General features: G+C 64.0%; 18 protein-coding genes. 9 read left to right on the plus strand and 9 right to left on the minus strand.

Features of this window, described 5'->3' with window-relative positions:
- Window positions 1-45: 45 nt before the first annotated feature.
- The 4 genes from KMZ29_RS21430 to KMZ29_RS21445 all read right to left on the minus strand — a co-directional run bounded on the left by KMZ29_RS21430 (window position 46) and on the right by KMZ29_RS21445 (window position 5,830).
- Window positions 46-669: a flavin reductase family protein gene (locus KMZ29_RS21430; RefSeq protein ID WP_215621079.1), complete on the minus strand. Its 624-nt coding sequence runs from the start codon at window positions 667-669 to the stop codon at window positions 46-48.
- Between the two features lie 115 nt (window positions 670-784).
- Window positions 785-1,393, minus strand: a complete 609-nt coding sequence (locus KMZ29_RS21435) for a TetR/AcrR family transcriptional regulator (protein WP_215621080.1) — start codon at window positions 1,391-1,393, stop codon at window positions 785-787.
- 28 nt (window positions 1,394-1,421) lie between these two features.
- Window positions 1,422-4,559 carry an efflux RND transporter permease subunit gene (locus tag KMZ29_RS21440; protein ID WP_215621081.1) on the minus strand — a complete coding sequence of 1,046 codons (3,138 nt, stop codon included), beginning with the start codon at window positions 4,557-4,559 and terminating at the stop codon, window positions 1,422-1,424.
- Window positions 4,560-4,723: 164 nt separating this feature from the next.
- Window positions 4,724-5,830: an efflux RND transporter periplasmic adaptor subunit gene (locus KMZ29_RS21445; RefSeq protein ID WP_215621082.1), complete on the minus strand. Its 1,107-nt coding sequence runs from the start codon at window positions 5,828-5,830 to the stop codon at window positions 4,724-4,726.
- A gap of 265 nt (window positions 5,831-6,095) precedes the next feature.
- Between KMZ29_RS21445 and KMZ29_RS21450 the strand changes: the two genes are divergently transcribed.
- Genes KMZ29_RS21450 through KMZ29_RS21470 form a run of 5 tightly spaced genes read left to right on the plus strand, consistent with a single transcriptional unit; the run spans window position 6,096 to window position 10,598 of the window.
- The gene (locus KMZ29_RS21450) at window positions 6,096-6,278 is read left to right on the plus strand and encodes a hypothetical protein (RefSeq protein ID WP_215621083.1); all 183 of its coding nucleotides are present in this window, start codon (window positions 6,096-6,098) and stop codon (window positions 6,276-6,278) included.
- A 4-nt stretch (window positions 6,279-6,282) separates the two neighbouring features.
- The gene (locus KMZ29_RS21455; protein ID WP_215621084.1) at window positions 6,283-7,788 is read left to right on the plus strand and encodes a DUF4153 domain-containing protein; all 1,506 of its coding nucleotides are present in this window, start codon (window positions 6,283-6,285) and stop codon (window positions 7,786-7,788) included.
- A 7-nt stretch (window positions 7,789-7,795) separates the two neighbouring features.
- The gene (locus KMZ29_RS21460) at window positions 7,796-8,494 is read left to right on the plus strand and encodes a response regulator transcription factor (protein WP_215621085.1); all 699 of its coding nucleotides are present in this window, start codon (window positions 7,796-7,798) and stop codon (window positions 8,492-8,494) included.
- On the plus strand, window positions 8,491-10,101 hold the full coding sequence (locus tag KMZ29_RS21465; protein ID WP_249779752.1) for a sensor histidine kinase: 1,611 nt from the start codon (window positions 8,491-8,493) through the stop codon (window positions 10,099-10,101). The genes KMZ29_RS21460 and KMZ29_RS21465 overlap by 4 nt, the downstream gene beginning before the upstream one ends.
- Window positions 10,098-10,598 (plus strand): ribosomal maturation YjgA family protein, encoded by a 501-nt coding sequence (locus KMZ29_RS21470; RefSeq protein ID WP_215621086.1) that lies wholly within the window; start codon window positions 10,098-10,100, stop codon window positions 10,596-10,598. The genes KMZ29_RS21465 and KMZ29_RS21470 overlap by 4 nt, the downstream gene beginning before the upstream one ends.
- Here KMZ29_RS21470 and KMZ29_RS21475 read toward each other — a convergent pair.
- Window positions 10,525-11,223: a nitroreductase gene (locus KMZ29_RS21475; protein ID WP_249779753.1), complete on the minus strand. Its 699-nt coding sequence runs from the start codon at window positions 11,221-11,223 to the stop codon at window positions 10,525-10,527. The two genes, KMZ29_RS21470 and KMZ29_RS21475, sit on opposite strands and share 74 nt — an antisense overlap.
- A 99-nt stretch (window positions 11,224-11,322) precedes the next feature.
- Between KMZ29_RS21475 and KMZ29_RS21480 the strand changes: the two genes are divergently transcribed.
- On the plus strand, window positions 11,323-12,201 hold the full coding sequence (locus KMZ29_RS21480; RefSeq protein ID WP_215621087.1) for a LysR family transcriptional regulator: 879 nt from the start codon (window positions 11,323-11,325) through the stop codon (window positions 12,199-12,201).
- A gap of 6 nt (window positions 12,202-12,207) precedes the next feature.
- Here KMZ29_RS21480 and KMZ29_RS21485 read toward each other — a convergent pair whose 3' ends face one another.
- Window positions 12,208-13,374, minus strand: a complete 1,167-nt coding sequence (locus KMZ29_RS21485) for a winged helix-turn-helix domain-containing protein (RefSeq protein ID WP_215621088.1) — start codon at window positions 13,372-13,374, stop codon at window positions 12,208-12,210.
- A gap of 35 nt (window positions 13,375-13,409) precedes the next feature.
- Between KMZ29_RS21485 and KMZ29_RS21490 the strand changes: the two genes are divergently transcribed.
- Window positions 13,410-14,810, plus strand: coding sequence for an esterase/lipase family protein (locus KMZ29_RS21490; RefSeq protein WP_215621089.1), 1,401 nt, complete (start codon window positions 13,410-13,412; stop codon window positions 14,808-14,810).
- A gap of 70 nt (window positions 14,811-14,880) precedes the next feature.
- Here the strand turns inward: KMZ29_RS21490 and KMZ29_RS21495 are convergent, their stop codons facing one another.
- Window positions 14,881-15,129 carry a hypothetical protein gene (locus tag KMZ29_RS21495; protein WP_215621090.1) on the minus strand — a complete coding sequence of 83 codons (249 nt, stop codon included), beginning with the start codon at window positions 15,127-15,129 and terminating at the stop codon, window positions 14,881-14,883.
- Window positions 15,130-15,305: 176 nt separating this feature from the next.
- Window positions 15,306-15,536, minus strand: a complete 231-nt coding sequence (locus KMZ29_RS21500) for a hypothetical protein (RefSeq protein ID WP_215621091.1) — start codon at window positions 15,534-15,536, stop codon at window positions 15,306-15,308.
- A 135-nt stretch (window positions 15,537-15,671) separates the two neighbouring features.
- Here KMZ29_RS21500 and KMZ29_RS21505 point away from each other — a divergent pair, with 135 nt between their 5' ends.
- Together KMZ29_RS21505 and KMZ29_RS21510 are read left to right on the plus strand one after the other, a co-directional pair.
- Entirely contained in the window at window positions 15,672-15,974 is a 303-nt protein-coding gene (locus KMZ29_RS21505) for a hypothetical protein (RefSeq protein ID WP_215621092.1), read from the plus strand.
- A gap of 162 nt (window positions 15,975-16,136) precedes the next feature.
- Window positions 16,137-16,781 (plus strand): OmpA family protein, encoded by a 645-nt coding sequence (locus KMZ29_RS21510; protein WP_215621093.1) that lies wholly within the window; start codon window positions 16,137-16,139, stop codon window positions 16,779-16,781.
- A gap of 68 nt (window positions 16,782-16,849) precedes the next feature.
- On the opposite strand, the gene KMZ29_RS21515 is transcribed toward KMZ29_RS21510, so the two are convergent.
- On the minus strand, window positions 16,850-18,178 hold the full coding sequence (locus KMZ29_RS21515) for a phospholipid carrier-dependent glycosyltransferase (protein ID WP_215621094.1): 1,329 nt from the start codon (window positions 18,176-18,178) through the stop codon (window positions 16,850-16,852).
- Window positions 18,179-18,181: the final 3 nt, after the last annotated feature.

Genomic DNA, 18,181 nt, shown 5'->3' on the forward strand with positions numbered 1-18,181 from the left:
GTCGGAAATAAAGCGAAATTGATCCAGGCTACACTCTATTTCGGATCAATCCGGCCGCTTCATCTCGAACATGTTTTCCGGCTTGATCTCGAAATAGTCGCCCTGGCGGCCGGCGCGGACGATCGGATGGGCCAGCGCGGTCTGGTAGACGCCATCCTTGATCATGGCCTTGTCGATATGGACGGCGACGACCTCGCCCAGCGTGAGCCAGGCCTGCACCTTCTCGCCTTTGGCGCTCTGCAGCTGGATGATCTGCGACAGCTTGCATTCGAAGGAAACCGGGCTTTCGCCGACCCGCGGCACGTTGACGAGCTTGCAGGGCACCGCCGTGAGACTGGCGACGGTGAATTCGCTGACGTCGTGCGCGACATGTGCGGCGGTCAAGTTCATCTGCTGCGCCAGATCCATGGTCGCAAGATTCCAGACGAACTCGCCGGTCTCCTGGATGTTCTGGACGCTGTCCTTCCAGGAGGTCGAGGAGAAGCCGATGATCGGCGGATGGTAGTTGAAGCCGTTGAAGAAGCTGTAGGGCGCGAGATTGACGTTGCCCTTGGTATCGCGCGAGGAGATCCAGCCGATCGGGCGCGGGGCGATGATGGCGTTGAAAGGATCGTGCTTGAGACCGTGGCCGTTCGCCGGCTCGTAATAGTGCAGGTCTTTCGTGGTCACGCTGGTATCACCCTCACCGTTTCGTCATTGCGAGGAGCGAAGCGACGAAGCAATCCAGACCTTCTTCGCCGACAGATGGATTGCTTCGCTGCGCTCGCAATGACGCTCTGACTACTTATTTCGCCTTGCCGCGCGGCGCAAGGCCGGCGAGGATGAAGTCGATCATCTGGTCGAGCGTCGGGCTCGGCTTGTCGACGCATTGGGCGATCATCTGCGGATGGAAGAATCGCATCATCGCCATGCAGGTGCAGGTCGCTGCCACCGGCACGTCGGCGACCTCGAATTCGCCCGAGGCCACGCCCTGGCCGATGACGGAACCGATGATCTCGCCGATCAACTGGATATGCGCGTTGCAGACGTCCCAGTTCTCCTCCATCGCGATCTCGACCATCTCGTGCAGCTTGGCGTCACCGACATAGCGCTCGCTGTTCATGTGGTGAATGGTCGACAGCAACTCGCGCAGGCGGCCGGCCGCCGGACCGGGCCGCGCCGCGATCGCCTGCGCCGCGTCCTCCACCTCGCCCATCAGGCCGCGCGCCACCGCCTGATGGATCGCCTTCTTCGAATCGAAGAAGCGATAGACGTTGGCCGGGCTCATCCGCAGCACCTTGGCGATGTCGGCCACGGTGGTCTTTTGATAGCCGATCTCGCGGAACAGACGCTCCGCCACCACGAGAATCCGTTCCCGCGTGTCAGGTTCGATATGTTCAGAAACCAGCGTCATGTCAGGACTCGATAACCTCAATGTTCAATTATTCGGCCGCCTCGGCAAGCGGAAATGCGAGCTGCTTCTGGCTCTCTTGCTGCGGCGCAAGATCGACCTCGCCCGCGCCGCGTTCCTCGAGGCTCTTCCTGAACCAGAGCGCGTAGAGGCCCGGCAGGTACAGCAAGGTCAGGAAGGTTGCAACGAACAGGCCGCCCATGATGGTGATCGCCATCGGTCCCCAGAACGCCGAGCGCGACAGCGGGATCATCGCCAGGATGGCAGCGAGCGCCGTCAGCACCACCGGACGGGCGCGCCGGACGGTAGCCTCGACGATGGCCTCCTTCCGGCTCAGGCCGGCGGCGACGTCGGTTTCGATCTGGTCGACCAGGATCACCGCATTGCGCATGATCATGCCGGCCAGTGCGATCAGCCCGAGCAGCGCCACGAAGCCGAACGGCTGGTTGGCGACGTTGAGACCGAGCGACGCGCCGATGATGCCGAGCGGCGCGGTCAGGAACACCAGGATCAACCGCGAGAAGTTCTGCAGCTGGATCATCAACAGCGTCAGCATGACGAGGACCATCAGCGGAAACAGCACGAAGATCGAGGCATTGCCCTTGGCGGATTCCTCGAACGCGCCGCCCGCCTCGATCCGGTAGGCCGGCGACAGGCCGTCGCGGATTTCCTGCAGCTTGGGCCAGATCTGGTTAGTGACGTCGGGCGCCTGCACGCCGTCGACGACGTCGCCGCGCACCGTGATCGCCATGTCGCGGTTGCGCCGCCAGATGATCGGCTCTTCATGAGCGTATTCGATCTTGGCAATTTGCGTCAGCGGCACGGCGATGCCGTTGCGCGAGGTCACGGTGAGATCGCCGACACGGCCGAGATCGAGCCGCTCGCCCGGCACCGCACGCGCCACCACGCCGACCTTCTCGATTCCGTCGCGGATGGTGGTGACCTGCGCACCGGAGATCAGCATGGCCAGCGCCTGCGACACGTCCTGCGGGGTCAGGCCGAGCGCGCGGGCGCGGTCCTGATCGACCACCAGCTTGAGGTAAGGCGACTGCTCGTTCCAGTCGAGCTGCGGATCCCTGACATTGTCGTTCTGCCTGACCACGTCGCGCACCCTGTAGGCGATGTCGCGCACGGTATTGGCGTCGGGACCGATGACGCGGAACTGAACGGGGAAGCCGACCGGCGGGCCGAAATTGAAGCGATCGACCCGGACGCGGGCTTCGGTCAGCGCGCCGTCGCCGACCGCCTTCTCCAGCCGGGCCTTGATGCGCTCGCGCGCGTCGACGTCCTTGGCCACGATCACGATCTCGGCGAAGGCCTCGTTCGGCAGTTGCGGGTTGAGGCCGAGCCAGAAGCGCGGCGAACCCTGGCCGACATAGGCGGTGTAGGTCGAGATGTCCTTGTCGTCCTTCAGGAGCGCTTCGGCCTGCTTGACGGACTTTTCGGTGACGTTGAATGCGGTGCCCTCGGGCAGCCGCAGCTGCAGGAACAGCTCGGGCCGCTCCGACAGCGGGAAGAACTGCTGCTGGACGTGACCGAAGCCGACGATGGACAGCGCGAATACGCCGACCGTCGCCAGCACCACCTTGATGCGGTGGTCGACGCACCACTGGATCATGCTGCGCAGGATCCGGTAGATGCGGGTCTCGTAGACCGCATGCGGATCGTGGTTGTGGTGAAGCGTGATGTTGGGCAGCAGCTTGACGCCGATATAGGGCGTGAAGATCACCGCGACGAACCAGGACGCGACCAACGCGATCGCCACGATCCAGAAGATGCCGCCGGCATATTCGCCGACCGCGGAATTGGCAAAGCCGATCGGCAGAAAGCCGGCGGCGGTGACCAGCGTTCCCGTCAGCATCGGAAACGCGGTGGATTCCCAGGCAAAGGACGCCGCGCGGACGCGGTCCCAGCCCTGCTCCATCTTCACCACCATCATTTCGACCGCGATGATGGCGTCGTCGACCAATAGCCCGAGCGCGATGATCAATGCGCCGAGCGTGATGCGGTGCAGGTCGAGCGACATCGCGTTCATGACGATGAAGACGATCGCCAGCACCAGCGGCACCGACAGCGCCACCACGATACCGGTGCGCCAGCCCAGCGCCACGAAGGAAACGAACAGCACGATCGCGAGCGCCTCGATGAAGGAGCGCACGAACTCGCCGACGGCGTGCTCGACCACCTTGGGCTGATCGGCGATCTGCTCGACATTGATGCCCTGCGGCACCGCCTTCATGAATTCCGCGGTCGCGTTGGCGACTTCCTTGCCGAGTTCGAGGATGTTGGCGCCCTTGGCCGTGACCACGCCGATGCCGAGCGCGGGCTGGCCTTGCTGGCGCGCAATGAAGGTCGGCGGATCGACGAAACCGTGGGTGACGGTGGCGACATCGCCCAAACGAAATACCCGGCCGTTGCTCTCGACCGGCGTCTCGGCGACGGCCTTGGCGCCGTCGAGCGCGCCGGTAACGCGCAGCGGCACCCGCTGCGAGGAGGTTTCCACCGTGCCGGCGGGTGTGACGTTGTTCTGCTTGGCGAGCGAATCGAACAGCGCCTGCGGCGTGATCCCGAGCGTCGCCAGCTTGGCGTGCGAGAACTCGACGAAGATGCGCTCGTCCTGGGCGCCGTAGAGATTGACTTTCGTCACCCCGGGGACTTTCAGCAGCCGCTGGCGCATGCCTTCGGCGGCCTTCTTCAACTGCGCATAGTCGGCGCCCTCGCCGGTCATCATGTAGAGAATGGAATCGACGTCGCTGAACTCGTCGTTGACGGTCGGCCCGAGCAGGCCGGCGGGCAGCTGGCCCTGCACGTCGACGAGCTTCTTGCGCAACAGGTAAAACAGGTAGGGCACGTCCTTCGGCGGGGTCGAATCCTTGAAGGTGACCTGCATCGCGGTGAAGGACGGCTTCGAATAGGTCTGCACCTTCTCGAAATAGGGCAGTTCCTGCAGCTTCTTCTCGATGGGATCGGCGACCTGGGTCTGCATTTCCTGGGCGGTCGCGCCCGGCCAGATCGCCGAGACGTTGACGACCTTGACGGTGAAGAACGGATCCTCGGCACGGCCGAGCCGCTGGTAGGAGAAGAAGCCGGCGGCGCCGAGCGCGATCACCAGGAACAGGATCAGCGCGGGGTGGCTGACCGCCCAGCCCGAGAGATTGAAGTGCTTCATCTCATTCTCCATTCAACGACGCGCAAGACCCTGTTGGATTCGTCATTGCGAGCCAACGGGTCGCGCGAATGCGCGCCCGATGACAGGCTCCGCGAAGCAATACGGAAAACCGAACCGGACCATGGATTGCTTCGTCGCTGCGCTCCTCGCAATGACGGACGATTTCAGAACGACAGCGACGAGACGACGCGGACCTTCTGGGCCGGGTCGAGTTTTTGCACGCCGAGCACGACGACTTTCGAGCCCTCATCGACGCCGCCCGAGATGACGACGTTGCCGCTCTCGTAGGATTTCACGGTGACCGGCTTCAGCGACACCTCGCCCTTGTCGTCGACGATGTAGAGCGAGGGATCGCCGCCCTGGCTGTACAGCGCCGACAGCGGCAGCTTGGCGACACGCTCGGTGGCGGGATCGGCCAGCGTCAGCGTCGCGGTCATGCCGAGCGAGACGGTTTCGCCGGCGCCGGGCAGCGAGAATTTCGCGAGGTAAGTGCGCGTCGCGGGATCGGCCGTGGGCGCGATCTCGCGCAGCTTCGCGGCATATTTCCTGTTGGGTTCGGACCACAGGCTGACGCTGGCCGTGCCTTCCTTGGCGCGGCCGACCAGCGTTTCCGGAATCGCGACCACGGCTTCCTTTTCGGCAAAGCGCGCGACGCGAACCGCGGTCTGCCCTGCCGCGACGACCTGTCCGGCATCGATCAGGGTCGCGGTGACGACGCCGCGGCTGTCGGCGACCAGCGTCGCGTAGGACAGGCTGTTCCTGGTGAGTTCGACCGAGCGCTCGGCACGATTGAAGCGCGCGCGCGCCTCGTCGGCGGCGGCCCGCGACTGATCCATTTGCGCATCGGTGGTCCAGCCCTTGGCGCGCAGATCCTTGGCGCGCTGCTCCGAGGCCGTGGCCTGCGCCAGCACGCCGGTGGCGGCACGGAATTCGGCTTCAGCCTGCTCGGCCTGCAGCTTCAGATCGACTTCATCGAGGGTGGCCAGCGGCTGGCCGACATCGACGGTCTGGCCGACCTCGACCAGACGCTTGGCGACCTTGCCGGGGACCCGGAAGCCCATGTCGGTCTCGATCCGGGGCTTGATGGTGCCGACGAAGCTGCGCTCAGGCGATTCGGCCTCATAACGCACCGCCGCCACCAGCACCGGTCGGCCGGGAGTGGCTTTTTCGGCAACCTTCTCGTTGCAGCCGGTCAGAGCGATCGCCAGAACCGCCAGCGACATTCCAGCTAAGAACCTGGAATAGCTTGATAAAATGGAACGGACGACCATCAGAATCTCCATCGGCTGGGCCTGTTGAAGACTATCGATTGTTCACTGACGATTGTCAATATTCGTCACTGATCATGATTTTGTGAAGTGGCCGGCTGGTTAAGGGGTGGCGAATTGCCCCACCGCGGGCCGGCCGCGCCGCCGCCGCCGGCGATCCGTTACCCGGCCCGCGCCAGCGCGCCGCTGCGCAGGATCTGCACAACAATCCGCAAATCCTGAACGTCCCGCACATCAGCCCTGCGAACCGGCCGTCCATGGTCGGGTCATGGGGAAAATCATCCTGGTCAGATTTCGGCGATCGCGACTGCCACGGCGGCTGCTCAACGACGGCTGGTGGCTGGAAACGCCGCCCGCGCGCGCTGCCGTCATCGCGCTTCCGAAGCGCAAGGCTTCCGAGGCCACCCACAAGGTTCGCCACCTCACCCTCGTCACCAATCCCGGAAAGTGAAATCATGTCGATTGCGACCGCGCCCGTTCTCGAAATTGCTCCCGCGCGCCCGCTGCGGCTGCCGTTCGTCGCCGCCGCCTCGTGCATCGCGCTCGCCGACTGGCTGTTCTACGGCTGGCCCATCGGCATCTCGCTGGCGCTGTTCCTCGTCGTACTCGGCGGTGTCGCGGTGGCCGGCAACGGGGTGCAGGCGGCGCGCGGAATTCAAATCGTGATGACCGCCGTGTTCGTCGCCGGCCTGCTGCCGCTGATCGAGGGGGTCAACGCGCTGTCCGCGACCCTGGCCGCGCTGGCGACCGCGCTGTTCGTCATCCTGATCACGGCCCGCGAGCCATCGTCCTGGCAACGAAACCTGTTCGAGGCCGCGACGATCCCCTTCCGCGGCCCGTTTCAATTGGCCGTCGACCTGTTCAGATCACTGCAGTCGATGAATGGACATTTTCCGCAATGGCTGAGCGCGGCCTCGCTAGTTGGATGGATCATTCCGCTGGCCGCATGCTTCGTCTTCCTCAGCCTGTTCGCGTCGGCGAATCCGCTGATCGAATACCGGCTGCACCAGGTCGACTTGCGCGCGATCTTCAGCCTTCTCGATCCCCGGCGGGTGGTGTTCTGGATTCTGACGGTCTGTGCCATCTGGCCGCTGATCCTGCGGCGCTTCCGGTGGAACGTCCGGGATCCCGAACCGCGCACCACCGTCGCCACCGAAGCTTCCGATCTGAATCATCTGTTCGGCGTGCAGGCGGTGACGCGCTCGCTGATCCTGTTCAACGCGCTGTTCGCGCTGCAGAGCGGCCTCGATCTCACCTATCTCTGGGGCGGCGCCAGCCTGCCCGACGGCATGAGCCACGCCGAGTACGCCCACCGCGGCGCCTATCCGCTGATCGTGACCGCGCTGCTCGCCGCAGGTTTTGTTCTCATCGCGATGCGTCCCGGCGGACCGGCCGAACATTCCAGGCTGATCCGTCCGCTGGTGCTGGCCTGGATCGGACAAAACATCCTTCTGGTCATCTCGTCGATCTTCCGGCTCGATCTCTACGTCGCCGCTTACACGCTGACTTATCTGCGGCTCGCCGCCTTCATCTGGATGATATTGGTTGCCGCAGGACTGGCGTGGATCCTGATCCAGATCGTGCTGAAGAAGCCCAATTCCTGGCTGCTCGCCGTCAACGCGGCAACGCTGGCGCTGGTGCTGTACGGATGCTGCTTCGTCAACGCGCCGCGGCTCGTGGCCTGCTACAATATAGAACATTCGCGGGACAACGGCGGAACGGGGCTCAATCTCGATTTGCGCTATCTCGCCTCGCTTGGCCCGCAAGCGCTGCCCTGCGTTGAATCCCATGTGAACAGGATTCTGGTGCTGTCGTCGATCGCCCAGAACTACCGGCACAGTTACGAGACCCGGATGCGTCCGGTAAATTGGCGGGGTTGGGGCTTACGGACGTGGCGTCTGGACCGATATTTGGCTAACAATCCCGCCATGGCGCCGAACTTCTCGGACGATAAAGGCTAGCGCGACCGTGGCTCATTCCATTCTCGTCGTTGACGACGACCCCCATATCCGCGACGTCGTGCGCTTCGCGTTCGAGAAGACGGGCATGGCGATTTCCATTGCGCAGGACGGCAAGGAGGCGCTGGCCCGGTTCGACCGCAATGTCCACGACCTCATCGTTCTCGACATCGGCATGCCTGAGATGGACGGGCTCGAAGTCTGCCGCCAGATCAGGAAGACCTCGGACACGCCGATCCTGTTCCTGTCCGCCCGCGACGAGGAGATCGACCGCATCCTCGGCCTCGAAATCGGCGGCGACGACTACGTGACAAAACCGTTCAGTCCGCGCGAACTGGTGGCGCGGGTGAATGCGATCCTGCGGCGAACCCGGAACATGCCCGCGACGCCGGAATCCAAGGCGCTGAGCCATGGCGGGCTCACGCTCGATCCGGATGCGCGCACCGCGAATTTCCGGGATACGCCGGTTGCGCTGACGGCGCTCGAATTCTCGATCCTGCGCACGCTCTTGACGCGGCCCGGATTCGTGTTCACGCGCGAACTGATCCTCGACGCCGCCTACGCCGGCAATATTCACGTCGCCGACCGCACCATCGACAGCCACATCCGCAACATCCGCGCCAAGTTCGCCAGCGCCGGCTGCGAGTCCGCGATCGAGACCGTCCATGGCGTCGGCTTCAAGCTGGGGCGCTGCGAGGCGGCGCGTTGACCGACGCCCTGGCCAACACCAGCCGCAAATGGCGGCCCAGCCTCAGCCTCGTCGTCTTCATCGTTCTCTCCAGCGTGCTCGCGCTGCCGCTGTTCAGCCTGTATTTCCTCAAGGTCTACCAGAACCAGCTGATCCAGCAGGCCGAGGCCGAACTGATCGCGCAAAGCGCCGTGCTCGCGGCGGTGTTCCGCCGCGAGGTGGAGACCGGAATTCCTCCAGGCATTGCATTGGGCAAGCCGATCCCGCCGGCCGCGCGAAAGCAATCCGACGAACCGTATCAGCCGATCTGGCCCAAGCTCGAACTCGTCAACGAGAGCGTGCTGCCGCCGAGGCCGGAGGCGCGCCCGCCGGCAGCGCCGGCCGATCCGGCCTTCGTCACGCTCGGCGCGCGGATGATGCCGGACCTGGTCGCGACCCAGCACGTCACGCTTGCCGGATTCCGGCTGCTCGATCCTCATGGCACCGTCATCGCCGGCCGCGAGGAAATCGGGCTGTCGCTGGCGCATCTCGAGGAGGTCAGCGAGGCGCTGCAGGGTCGCTTCAGCGGCGTGCTGCGCGTGCGTATCTCCAAGCACGACCAGCCCTCGCTCTATTCGATGAGCCGGGGTACCGGGATGCGGGTGTTCACCGCGATGCCGGTGATCGCACGCGACCAGGTCGCCGGCGTCATCTATGCCTCGCGGACGCCGAGCAACGTCTTCAAGTACATGTACGAACAGCGCGGCAAGGTCATTCCCGCGATGCTCTCGATGATCGTGCCGACGCTGCTGATCGGGATCCTGTTTCACCGCACCATCACCGGACCGATGCGCGAACTGGTGGAGCGCACCAACCTGATCGGCAAGGGCGACCGCACCGCGCTGCGTCCGCTCCGGCATCACGGCACCAGCGAAATCGCCCGGCTGTCGCAGAGTTTCCTGGACATGGCGCGGCGGCTGAACACGCGCTCCAGCTTCATTTCGACCTTCGCCACCCATGTCTCGCACGAGCTGAAATCGCCGCTCACATCCATCAAGGGCGCGGCGGAACTGCTGCGCGAAGACGTCGACGCGCCCGACATGGACGATGAGGACCGGCGCAAGTTTCTCGACAACATCATTGCCGACGCCGACCGGCTGGGAACGATCGCCGGCCGCCTGCGCGACTTCGCCCGTGCCGAAAACCCGCTCGTGCTCGGCGCCGCGAAATTGTCGGTCGCGGTCGCCGGCCTGCGTGCGGCCTTTGCCTCGCTCGACATCGGCACGAACGGCGATCTCGAGACGCCGATGCGGATCTCCGAGGACAACGCCCTGATCATTTTTTCCAACCTTGCCGACAACGCCGTGCGCCACGGCAGCTCAAAGCTGGAAGTATCCGCCGTACGCCAAGGCAACCGGCTATTGGTCACTGTCGCCGATGACGGCGAAGGTGTCTCGCCCAACAACCGGGCACAGATCTTCGATAGCTTCTTCACCACAAGGCGCGACAGCGGCGGCACCGGGATGGGCCTCGCCATCGTTCGCGCCATGCTCGACGCCCATGGCGGCGCCATCCGGCTCATCGACTCCGAAAAGGGCACTGCGTTCGAACTCACCTTCCCGGTGGCTGACGCTGCGCCGTTGTCATGAATGGCGCCGCGATCGATCCCGATCAGGCGGCGCGACGATCCCTCGTCGTGGCCCGCGCCGGTCTGTGCCTCTCGGTCATCGTCTGCGGCCTTGCCTTGCGCGGATATGGTTTGCAGATCGGACTGCCCGCCTTTGTCGCGAAGTATGGCGGCTCCACGCTATGGGGGACGATGGTGTTCTTCCTGGTGGCGACGGCGGCACCAAATCTATCGCGGCCTCGCATCACGCTGGTTGCCGCCGCGATCGCCATCGGCGTCGAACTGTTCCGGCTGGTGCATTTCCCGTGGCTCGACGCCTTCCGGCTGACGTTGCCGGGCGCGCTGTTGCTCGGCCGCATCTTCTCGGGCTGGAACGTGCTGGCCTATGGCGCCGGCATCGTTTTGGCAGTGCTGCTCGACCGTGCTGGCCCGCCGCTCGCTGGGCTCATGCGGGCTCTACTGCCGCGACGGCAAAACCGCGGAGTTCGGCAACCTGCGCGAACGGCGCACGATCGGTAACCAGGCCGTTGATCGGATGGGCGGGGTCGGCATAGCCGAGCGAAATTCCGCAATAGACCATCAACTCATCGGGCAGGCCGAGATGCGCGCGCACCGTCTTGTGCATCGCCGCCCATGCGGCCTGCGGACAGGTAGCGAGCCCGCGCTCCTGCGCCAGCAACAGCAGCGACTGCAGAAAGATGCCGAGGTCGGCCCATTGCCCCGGCTCCATCGAGCGGTCGATCGACAGGATGATGCCGACCGGTGCGCCGAAGAAGTCGAAGTTGCGCGCGAACTGCATCAGCCGCCCGAACTTGTTCTCACGCGGAATGCCGATGGTGCCGTACATGTCCTCGGCGCATTTGCGGCGGTGACCGTTGTACGGCTCCTTCAGATGCTCGGCGTAGATCTTGTATTCCGATCCCTCGCCCATCGGCTGCGCGGTCAGGCTTTGCCGAACGGCCGCCTTCAGCCGGGCGAGATCGTCGCCGGCCATCGCGGCGAGGCGCCAGGGCTGCATGTTGCTGCTCGACGGCGCGCGGCGGGCGATGTCGATGATGTCGCGAACGAGATCGGCCTCGACCGGCCGGTCGAGAAAAGCGCGGGTTGAATGGCGCCCCAGCAGGGCTTCGGTCACGGAGATCATGGGTTGCGGGCCTTCATCGGAGAGGATGGCCGGCAACCTAATTGATTATACAGACGAATTGATCTAGCTCTTTATGGATATAATAAATGCGATTCTTGCATGAAAAGAGCCAACCTATCCGAAGTTGAGGCCTTTCTGGCGGTCGTGGACCGCCGCGGCTTTGGCGCGGCGGCGCGCGAGCTCGGCGTCACGCAATCCACGGTCAGCCGGCGCATCGCCGCTCTGGAACAGCGGATCGGACGCCGCCTGGTCGAACGCACGACGCGGCGCGTGGTGCTGACGGAAACCGGGCTTGCCTACGCCGACGAGCTTCGCGATGTCCTGATGCGGCTGGAAAATGCCGAGGCGCGCGTTCAGGCCCGGCCGGCGGAGCCGGAAGGATTGCTGCGCATCACGATGCCGACGGCTTACGGGCGGGTCTGCGTGCTGCCCCGTCTCGCTGCACTGGCCGAGCGCTATCCGCGGCTGCGCTTCGAACTCGATTTGTCGGACCGCTATGTCGATCTGCTCGACGGCGGCTTCGACGCGGCGGTTCGGCTGGCGGCGCCGCCGCAATCCGGGATCGACACCGAGAAGATCGGCTCGTTCGGACTGCATCTGTGCGCATCGCCGGGTTATCTCGCCAGACGCGGGCCGGTGAGTGATCCCCAAAATCTTGCCGCGCATGACTGCCTGGCGCTGCGAACCTATGCCCCGCGCGTCGACTGGCGCATGACCTGGCAGGACCGCATCGTGAATATCGAAATCACCCCGCGGATGACGGTGAGCGACATGACCGCGCTGCGCGAGCTGACGCTCGCCGGCGCCGGCGTCGCCGTGCTGCCTTCCTATGTCGCATCAGCCGATTTTGCCGCCGGCCGCCTCGTCGACGTGTTGCCCGGACTGGTGCTGCCGAGCATCGACGTCTTCGTCGCCTGCCCGCGCCATCGCAGCGACCTCAGCAAGGTCGCCGTGCTGCTGGATGAATTGCGCGGCTGAAGGCCCTCACTCCGCCAGTTGAAACCGCTCGAAGCGGTGCAGCTCCTCCTCGATGCGGCGCTTCAAGTCCTTGCGCGGGCCCTTTCGCGCCGCGCCGACCCAGCTCCATTTCTGCACCAATAGTTTCCGGCCCTTGCGGTCGGTCTTGAGATCGAGGGCTGCGACGATGGCATCGCCTGCCAGCACCGGCAGCGCGAAATAGCCGAACACCCGCTTTTCCTTCGGCACGTAGGCCTCGAAACGATGGCCGTAATCGAAGAACAGCTCGGTGCGCCTGCGCTGGATGATCAGGGGATCGAACGGGGAAAGGATATGCACCCGTTCGGAAGCGCCCTCGCCTGCCATCTCCAGCGTCTCCGGGCTCGCCCAATGCTGCTGCTTGCCGGCGCCTTCGAGCGCGACCGGCACCAGTTCATGGCGGCGGATTCTCGTGTCGATCAAACGGCGAACCGCCGGTTTGCTCGGCGCGTCGAGATGGCAGATCGAATCCACGCTGACGATCCCTTGCGCGCGCAAGGCGCGATCGAGCAGGTAGCCGGTGGTCTCGCGCGCGGAAGCCGGCTTCGGCGGCTTGTCCCAGCCGAAATGCCGCGTCGCCAGCTCATAGGTCTTGAGCATGCCGGCGCGCTCGGAGATCGTCAGCACGCCGGTATAGAACAATAACTGCAGCGCCCGCTTCGACGGCTTGCGGCTCGCCCACAGATGCTCCTTGTCGACCAGCACGTCGTCGTCGATGTCGCGGATGGTCAGCGCGCCGTCGCGCCGGATCAGCCGCAGCACCTTGCGCAAATCCGCGGGCTTGACCGAGGTCAGCCATTTGTGCCCCTCGCGCTGGTGCTGCTTCATCGCCGGGGCGAAGAAGCGGAAGTCCTGCGCCGGCACGTAGGACAGGGCATGGGTCCAGTATTCGAACACGCTCTTGTCGACGCTCTGGGCCTGGCGCAGATCGGCGCGCCGGTATTCGGGAATCCGGCTCCAGAGAATGTGGTGGTGGCAGCGCTCGATGACGTTGATGGTGTCGATCTGCACATAGCCGAGATGCGACACCGCGGCCGCCGTCGCCTGCGGCCCCTCGCCGAACGGCGCCGAGCTGTCGAGCCGCTGGGCGCGCAGCCAGATCCGGCGCGCCTCAGTCTTGGTCAGGGGACGGGATGGGCTTGCGATTCGGGACATCGCACGGGAATGTAGCCGGATTCGCACGAGACGAGATGCAGAAATGGCGCCATGCCGCGCTGTCCACCTGCCACACGCGCGATCCGGAACTGATATCGAAGGCGGGGCGGAATATGGCGACCTTCATCCTCGTTCACGGCACGTTTGCGCGCAACGCGGCCTGGACCAGCAGTAATTCGCCGCTGTGCGACCGCATCCGTGACGCGGCCCGTGAGCACGGACAGCCGGCGCGCTTCATTGCAGTCGAATGGAGCGGCAAGAATCTGGGCCAGGATCGTCGGGAGGCCGCAAGGTCCATTGTCGACAAGATCAAGGTCAGCCGGGCGGAAAATCCGCACGAGCCGATATTCCTGATCGGCCATAGCCATGGCGGAAGCGCGATCGCGTATTTCCTCAAGAACTTCCCCGATTGGCGTGACGCGGTGGCCGGATGCGCTTTCCTGTCGACGCCGTTTATCGCGCAGAGACTTCGGCCTTTGTGGGCCGAACTGCTGACGGCCTTGATCAGTGTGGCAGGCATGCTCGTCTTTTTTCTCGCCACCGTAATCACCGCCTGGACGGTAGCGAAATTCGGCTGGCTGGACCGCGAAGGGACAGCGCTTCAGGCTGCACTGGCGTTCGCAACATGTTGCGTCGCGGGTGCGATCGCCGCCATCTGGGTCTGGATCAAGGTCGCGCCGGGAATAAGGAAATCACTGCACGAATCGCTCGCTCGCCGCATCGCGGAAAGCGAAACGGCAGATATTCCGTCCGAACAGCATCTGTTCCTTCGCGCATCAGGCGACGAGGCCGCCGCCGTCCTTGGCACCAACCAGTTCATCGCGTGGTCGGTTGCAAGGCTGGTCGGATTTTCCAGTGCCGTCGTGCTGCAAACGCGGCGATGGCTGCTGAACGTCTACCAATCACGCGCTGGGCGGGTCGCGCTGGTCCTCGCCTCGATCCTGTTCGCCGCATGGCTCAATATTCTATTCCTGCTCTACTTCGCGGTTTCGAGGTCGGCGGAACAATTCGTTCGAGATGTATTCTGGAAAAGCTGGGATTTCAGCGGAACAGGGCTCGGTGCCGCCGGCGCGGTGGTCGACTGGATCGTAATCGCGCTGTGGCCGATCTTCGCGTTTCTTTTCGTCGGGGCCGTGATTTATTCGTTGGTTTTGCTGCTCGGCCTTGCGACCGGCATGCTGACGTTGCGGCTGTTCGGATGGATGAGTTATCGCGAAGCGATCTTCACTGATTTCTCGGTCGAACCCGTTCCCTACGGGTATGTGAACTTCGTCCATATCGACTGGAAGGATCAGGGCCTCGATGCATCCGGCCTGAGCCATAGCCGCACCTATCTCAACCCGCACGCGCTGGAGTGCCTGGCTGATTGGGTTTCGAACAAGCTTGGGGCTGGATCGCGTGACAGTGAGACGCAGGTTTCAGAACACCAGCTTTGACGGGAGCAGGCTCGCGGGAAAAGCCACGCCGCCTGCAGGCGGCGCGGCAGGGCGATCGCCTCGAGCGGCCTTACTTGGTGGCGCCCATCTTCTGCGCCTTCATGTAGTGCATGCAGGCGCCGCGCATATTGCCCTTGCTGATGTCCATATTGGCCATGCCCATCTCCTTGGCCATGGCCATCTTGCCGGGGCCGTCGGGCATGCCCGACATCATGCCGTTGCTCTTGGCCATGTTCTCGCCGGTGCAGGCCATCATCTTCGCGGACGCCGGCGTCAGGGCCAGGGCCGAGAACATGGCGGCAGTGATCAAGATCTTCATGGGAAACCTCGCCAAAGAATGAAGCCAGCAAATTGCCGGCTTTCGTAATACGCGGACGCCGCCGGGGCGTTTCCAAAGGGGAGAACTTTTTACGTGCTGCAGTGCGGGAAGCGGGAGTACCGTCGCGCTCCCCACCGGAGCCGATCCGTGGTGGATTCAGACGCTGCAGCGACCATTCAACGCTTCGGCCGCTGGGCGATCGTCCCGGTGGCGATGTCGGGGTCGCACGACGCCTTGCCGCGCTCCGCGGCCTGGCACCGATAGACATTGCCGGTGAGGCGGTCGACCAGCCAGGCGCTTTCCTCGCTGGGGCTCTCGACGGCCGCATAGCGGGAGCCCAGCGCCGTGATCAGCGTCGACAGCAGGATCGCCGCCGCGATCATGCCCGCGCCGATCAATACCGGCATCGAATTCGTGGAGCTCGTCTGATCCGGCCGCCCGGACCGATACCCATACTCATACTGCCGCTTTACTGACTGATACACGCGTCCCCTGCATCGCTTTGTTTGTTTGTTATTTTTCTTCGCGAGCGGATTTTCTAGATGCCCATCTGGCCAATTTCTTGTTCGCAGATCGGCGCTGAGGCGACGGTATTAAGACCGGGTTTGAGGCCGGTGCAACGGAAAGTCTGTGAGGTCAGCGAGAGCCATGCGGCCGCGCTCGGCATCAATCTCGCCGTTTGCGGCATAACGGCGAACCACTTGCGCAACTTCGACGTCGAGCAAATGCGGCGCGTGCAACGTCCGGGAAGGATCGAACAGCCGCTTCTCTCCCGCGCTTGCGGCCGGCGTGCGAAGAAGTACTTTGAGCACAGCCGAGGTCGAATTGTGATCTACATCACATAGAGTAAGGCAACGATCGAACGTCGCGGAGTGAGGATGCGACGACAGGGAAAGCCCGGGTCTTGGTCCGTCCAGCAATGTGAGCCAAGTCACATCCACGGCCCCTCGCCCGGTCTAACGTTCGACCACCAAAGCGCCATCAGGCGCAACAACGAGGATACGACGATGACCAGCTTTCACAGACTTACTGCCACTGCAGCGATTGCGCTCGGTGCCGCGCTGTCGATGACGGCCGGCATTGCGCTTGCCGGCGACAAGAGCGTCTCGGCAGACCAGATCCTGAATGCGCTGCAGCCGAAGAAGCCGCTGACCCGCGGCCTGTCGGCCGGGCCGCAGGCCGATCCGGCCGTCAAGGCCAAGGAAATCAGTTTCGTCGACAGCCTGCGCAACCGCAAGACGCGCTCGCTCTCGCTCGGCGAACGCCAGGAAATCGCCGAGATCGCAGCGACCAAGCCGAAGATCGATCTCGAGATTCAGTTCGACTACAATTCGGCGGAGATCAGCAAGACCTCGATGTCGTCGGTGCAGGAACTCGGCAAGGCGCTCTCGGACGCCAGTCTGAAGGGTTCGACATTCGTCGTCGCCGGCCACACCGATGCGATCGGCAGCGAGCCCTACAATCAGGACCTGTCCGAGCGCCGCGCCGACACCATCAAGCGGTATCTCACCGAGAAATACGGCATCAACGGCTCCGATCTCGTCACCGTCGGCTACGGCGAGAGCAAGCCAAAGGATCCGAACGCGCCGATGGACCCGACCAACCGCCGCGTTCAGGTCGTCAACATGGACACCAAGACCGCCTCGAAGTAACGGTCGATCGCTGCAAAATGATTTTTCAGCCCGCGCATGTGTTGCGCGGGCTGATCAGTTTTGCGCTACTAAATCCAGCTCTGGAAAAGCATCAGCCGGACAAACGTCTCCATCGACGTCCCGACGAACGCCGCCGAGATCGGCAGCATCGCGGCAAAGCCCGCGCACGCGATCGCGACGAAAGCCCATAGCAGCCAGCGCGGGCTGTTGCCCCGCCGCAGCACATAGACCAGCGCCAGGCTCGCGAAGGTGGCGGCCGGCAGATAATAATACAGGAAGCCGAGCGTCCGCGGCAGCAGCGCCCAGGCCAGATAGGGCCCGAAATAAAACGCCAGGACCAGGAACGCATCGGCCCGGCGCGTCACGATCCAGTCGCGCAGGCAGATCGCCAGCGCCGGCAGCGCCGCCCACAGCACTACGGGGTTGCCGAGCAACACCACCGCTGCGATCCGGTCGTCGCCGATCTTGTCGAACAGATACCAGACCGGCCGCACCAGCAACGGCCAGGACGGCCACGCGCTCATATAGGTGTGCCCTGCAATCGCGGTCGTGGTGTTGTCGCTGAAAATCCGGCGCTGGGCTTCAATGAGGCCGCTCACCGACAATCCATAGAGCGGGACGAAGGTCGCGAGATAGACCACCGCCGGCAGCAGCACGAAGCAGGCGGCGAAGTGATAATAGCGGAAATCGGGCCACAGCCCGGGCCGGTACCAGTCGCCGTCACGGCCATCGGCGAACTGCGTGCGCCAGCCCTGCATCAGGCGGATCGCGGCCACGATGACGATGCAGACCGCGAGCGCGAACAATCCGCTCCATTTGCAGGCGGCGGCAAGACCGAAGGCGAGACCGGCGAGCGCGAAGGCCAGATGCGGCCGCGCTTGCCGGAAGCCTTGCATGAACGCCGCGATCCCGAACAGCCCGAACGCCAGCGCAAAAATATCCAGCATCGCGATCCGCGACTGCACGAACAGCATCTGGTTGAAGAAGGCGATGAGACTGGCGGCGACCGCGGGGCCCGGGTTCGCGAACAGTGCCAGACCGCAGAGATACACCGCGACGATCGAAAGTGCTCCGAACAGCACGCCGGGATAGCGCCAGCCCAGCGGCCCATCCCCGAAGCTCCGGATCGACAAGGCGATCAGCTGCTTTGCCAGCGGCGGATGCATCGGGTTGAGCACCGGATTGGGCATCACAGGCTCGAGCATCTGCCGCGCGGCCGGCACGTAATGGATTTCGTCGAAATAGAATTTTTCGGGCGTGGTCACGCCAACCAGCATCGCGAGATGCGCAATGACGAAAATGATGGCGGCAATGGCCGTATTCCGCGCAACCGAATTTTCGGGAACAGAAGGTGATTCGCGCACGGGGATCACGGATTGAGGGCGTTGCAGGAACATCGA

This window comes from Bradyrhizobium sediminis, from assembly GCF_018736085.1.
In the GTDB taxonomy this organism is placed as follows: Bacteria; Pseudomonadota; Alphaproteobacteria; order Rhizobiales; family Xanthobacteraceae; genus Bradyrhizobium; species Bradyrhizobium sediminis.

What these genes read in the sequence shown, in the direction of transcription:
- KMZ29_RS21480 (WP_215621087.1), top strand. Translation starts at nt 11,323, where the DNA reads ATGAAAAGAGCCAACCTATCCGAAGTTGAGGCCTTTCTGGCGGTCGTG.
- KMZ29_RS21500 (WP_215621091.1), bottom strand. Translation starts at nt 15,536, where the DNA reads ATGCCGGTATTGATCGGCGCGGGCATGATCGCGGCGGCGATCCTGCTG.
- KMZ29_RS21475 (WP_249779753.1), bottom strand. Translation starts at nt 11,223, where the DNA reads ATGATCTCCGTGACCGAAGCCCTGCTGGGGCGCCATTCAACCCGCGCT.
- KMZ29_RS21485 (WP_215621088.1), bottom strand. Translation starts at nt 13,374, where the DNA reads ATGTCCCGAATCGCAAGCCCATCCCGTCCCCTGACCAAGACTGAGGCG.
- KMZ29_RS21515 (WP_215621094.1), bottom strand. Translation starts at nt 18,178, where the DNA reads ATGTTCCTGCAACGCCCTCAATCCGTGATCCCCGTGCGCGAATCACCT.
- KMZ29_RS21440 (WP_215621081.1), bottom strand. Translation starts at nt 4,559, where the DNA reads ATGAAGCACTTCAATCTCTCGGGCTGGGCGGTCAGCCACCCCGCGCTG.
- KMZ29_RS21435 (WP_215621080.1), bottom strand. Translation starts at nt 1,393, where the DNA reads ATGACGCTGGTTTCTGAACATATCGAACCTGACACGCGGGAACGGATT.
- KMZ29_RS21510 (WP_215621093.1), top strand. Translation starts at nt 16,137, where the DNA reads ATGACCAGCTTTCACAGACTTACTGCCACTGCAGCGATTGCGCTCGGT.
- KMZ29_RS21495 (WP_215621090.1), bottom strand. Translation starts at nt 15,129, where the DNA reads ATGAAGATCTTGATCACTGCCGCCATGTTCTCGGCCCTGGCCCTGACG.
- KMZ29_RS21445 (WP_215621082.1), bottom strand. Translation starts at nt 5,830, where the DNA reads ATGGTCGTCCGTTCCATTTTATCAAGCTATTCCAGGTTCTTAGCTGGA.
- KMZ29_RS21505 (WP_215621092.1), top strand. Translation starts at nt 15,672, where the DNA reads ATGCCCATCTGGCCAATTTCTTGTTCGCAGATCGGCGCTGAGGCGACG.
- KMZ29_RS21450 (WP_215621083.1), top strand. Translation starts at nt 6,096, where the DNA reads ATGGGGAAAATCATCCTGGTCAGATTTCGGCGATCGCGACTGCCACGG.
- KMZ29_RS21470 (WP_215621086.1), top strand. Translation starts at nt 10,098, where the DNA reads ATGAATGGCGCCGCGATCGATCCCGATCAGGCGGCGCGACGATCCCTC.
- KMZ29_RS21490 (WP_215621089.1), top strand. Translation starts at nt 13,410, where the DNA reads ATGCAGAAATGGCGCCATGCCGCGCTGTCCACCTGCCACACGCGCGAT.
- KMZ29_RS21455 (WP_215621084.1), top strand. Translation starts at nt 6,283, where the DNA reads ATGTCGATTGCGACCGCGCCCGTTCTCGAAATTGCTCCCGCGCGCCCG.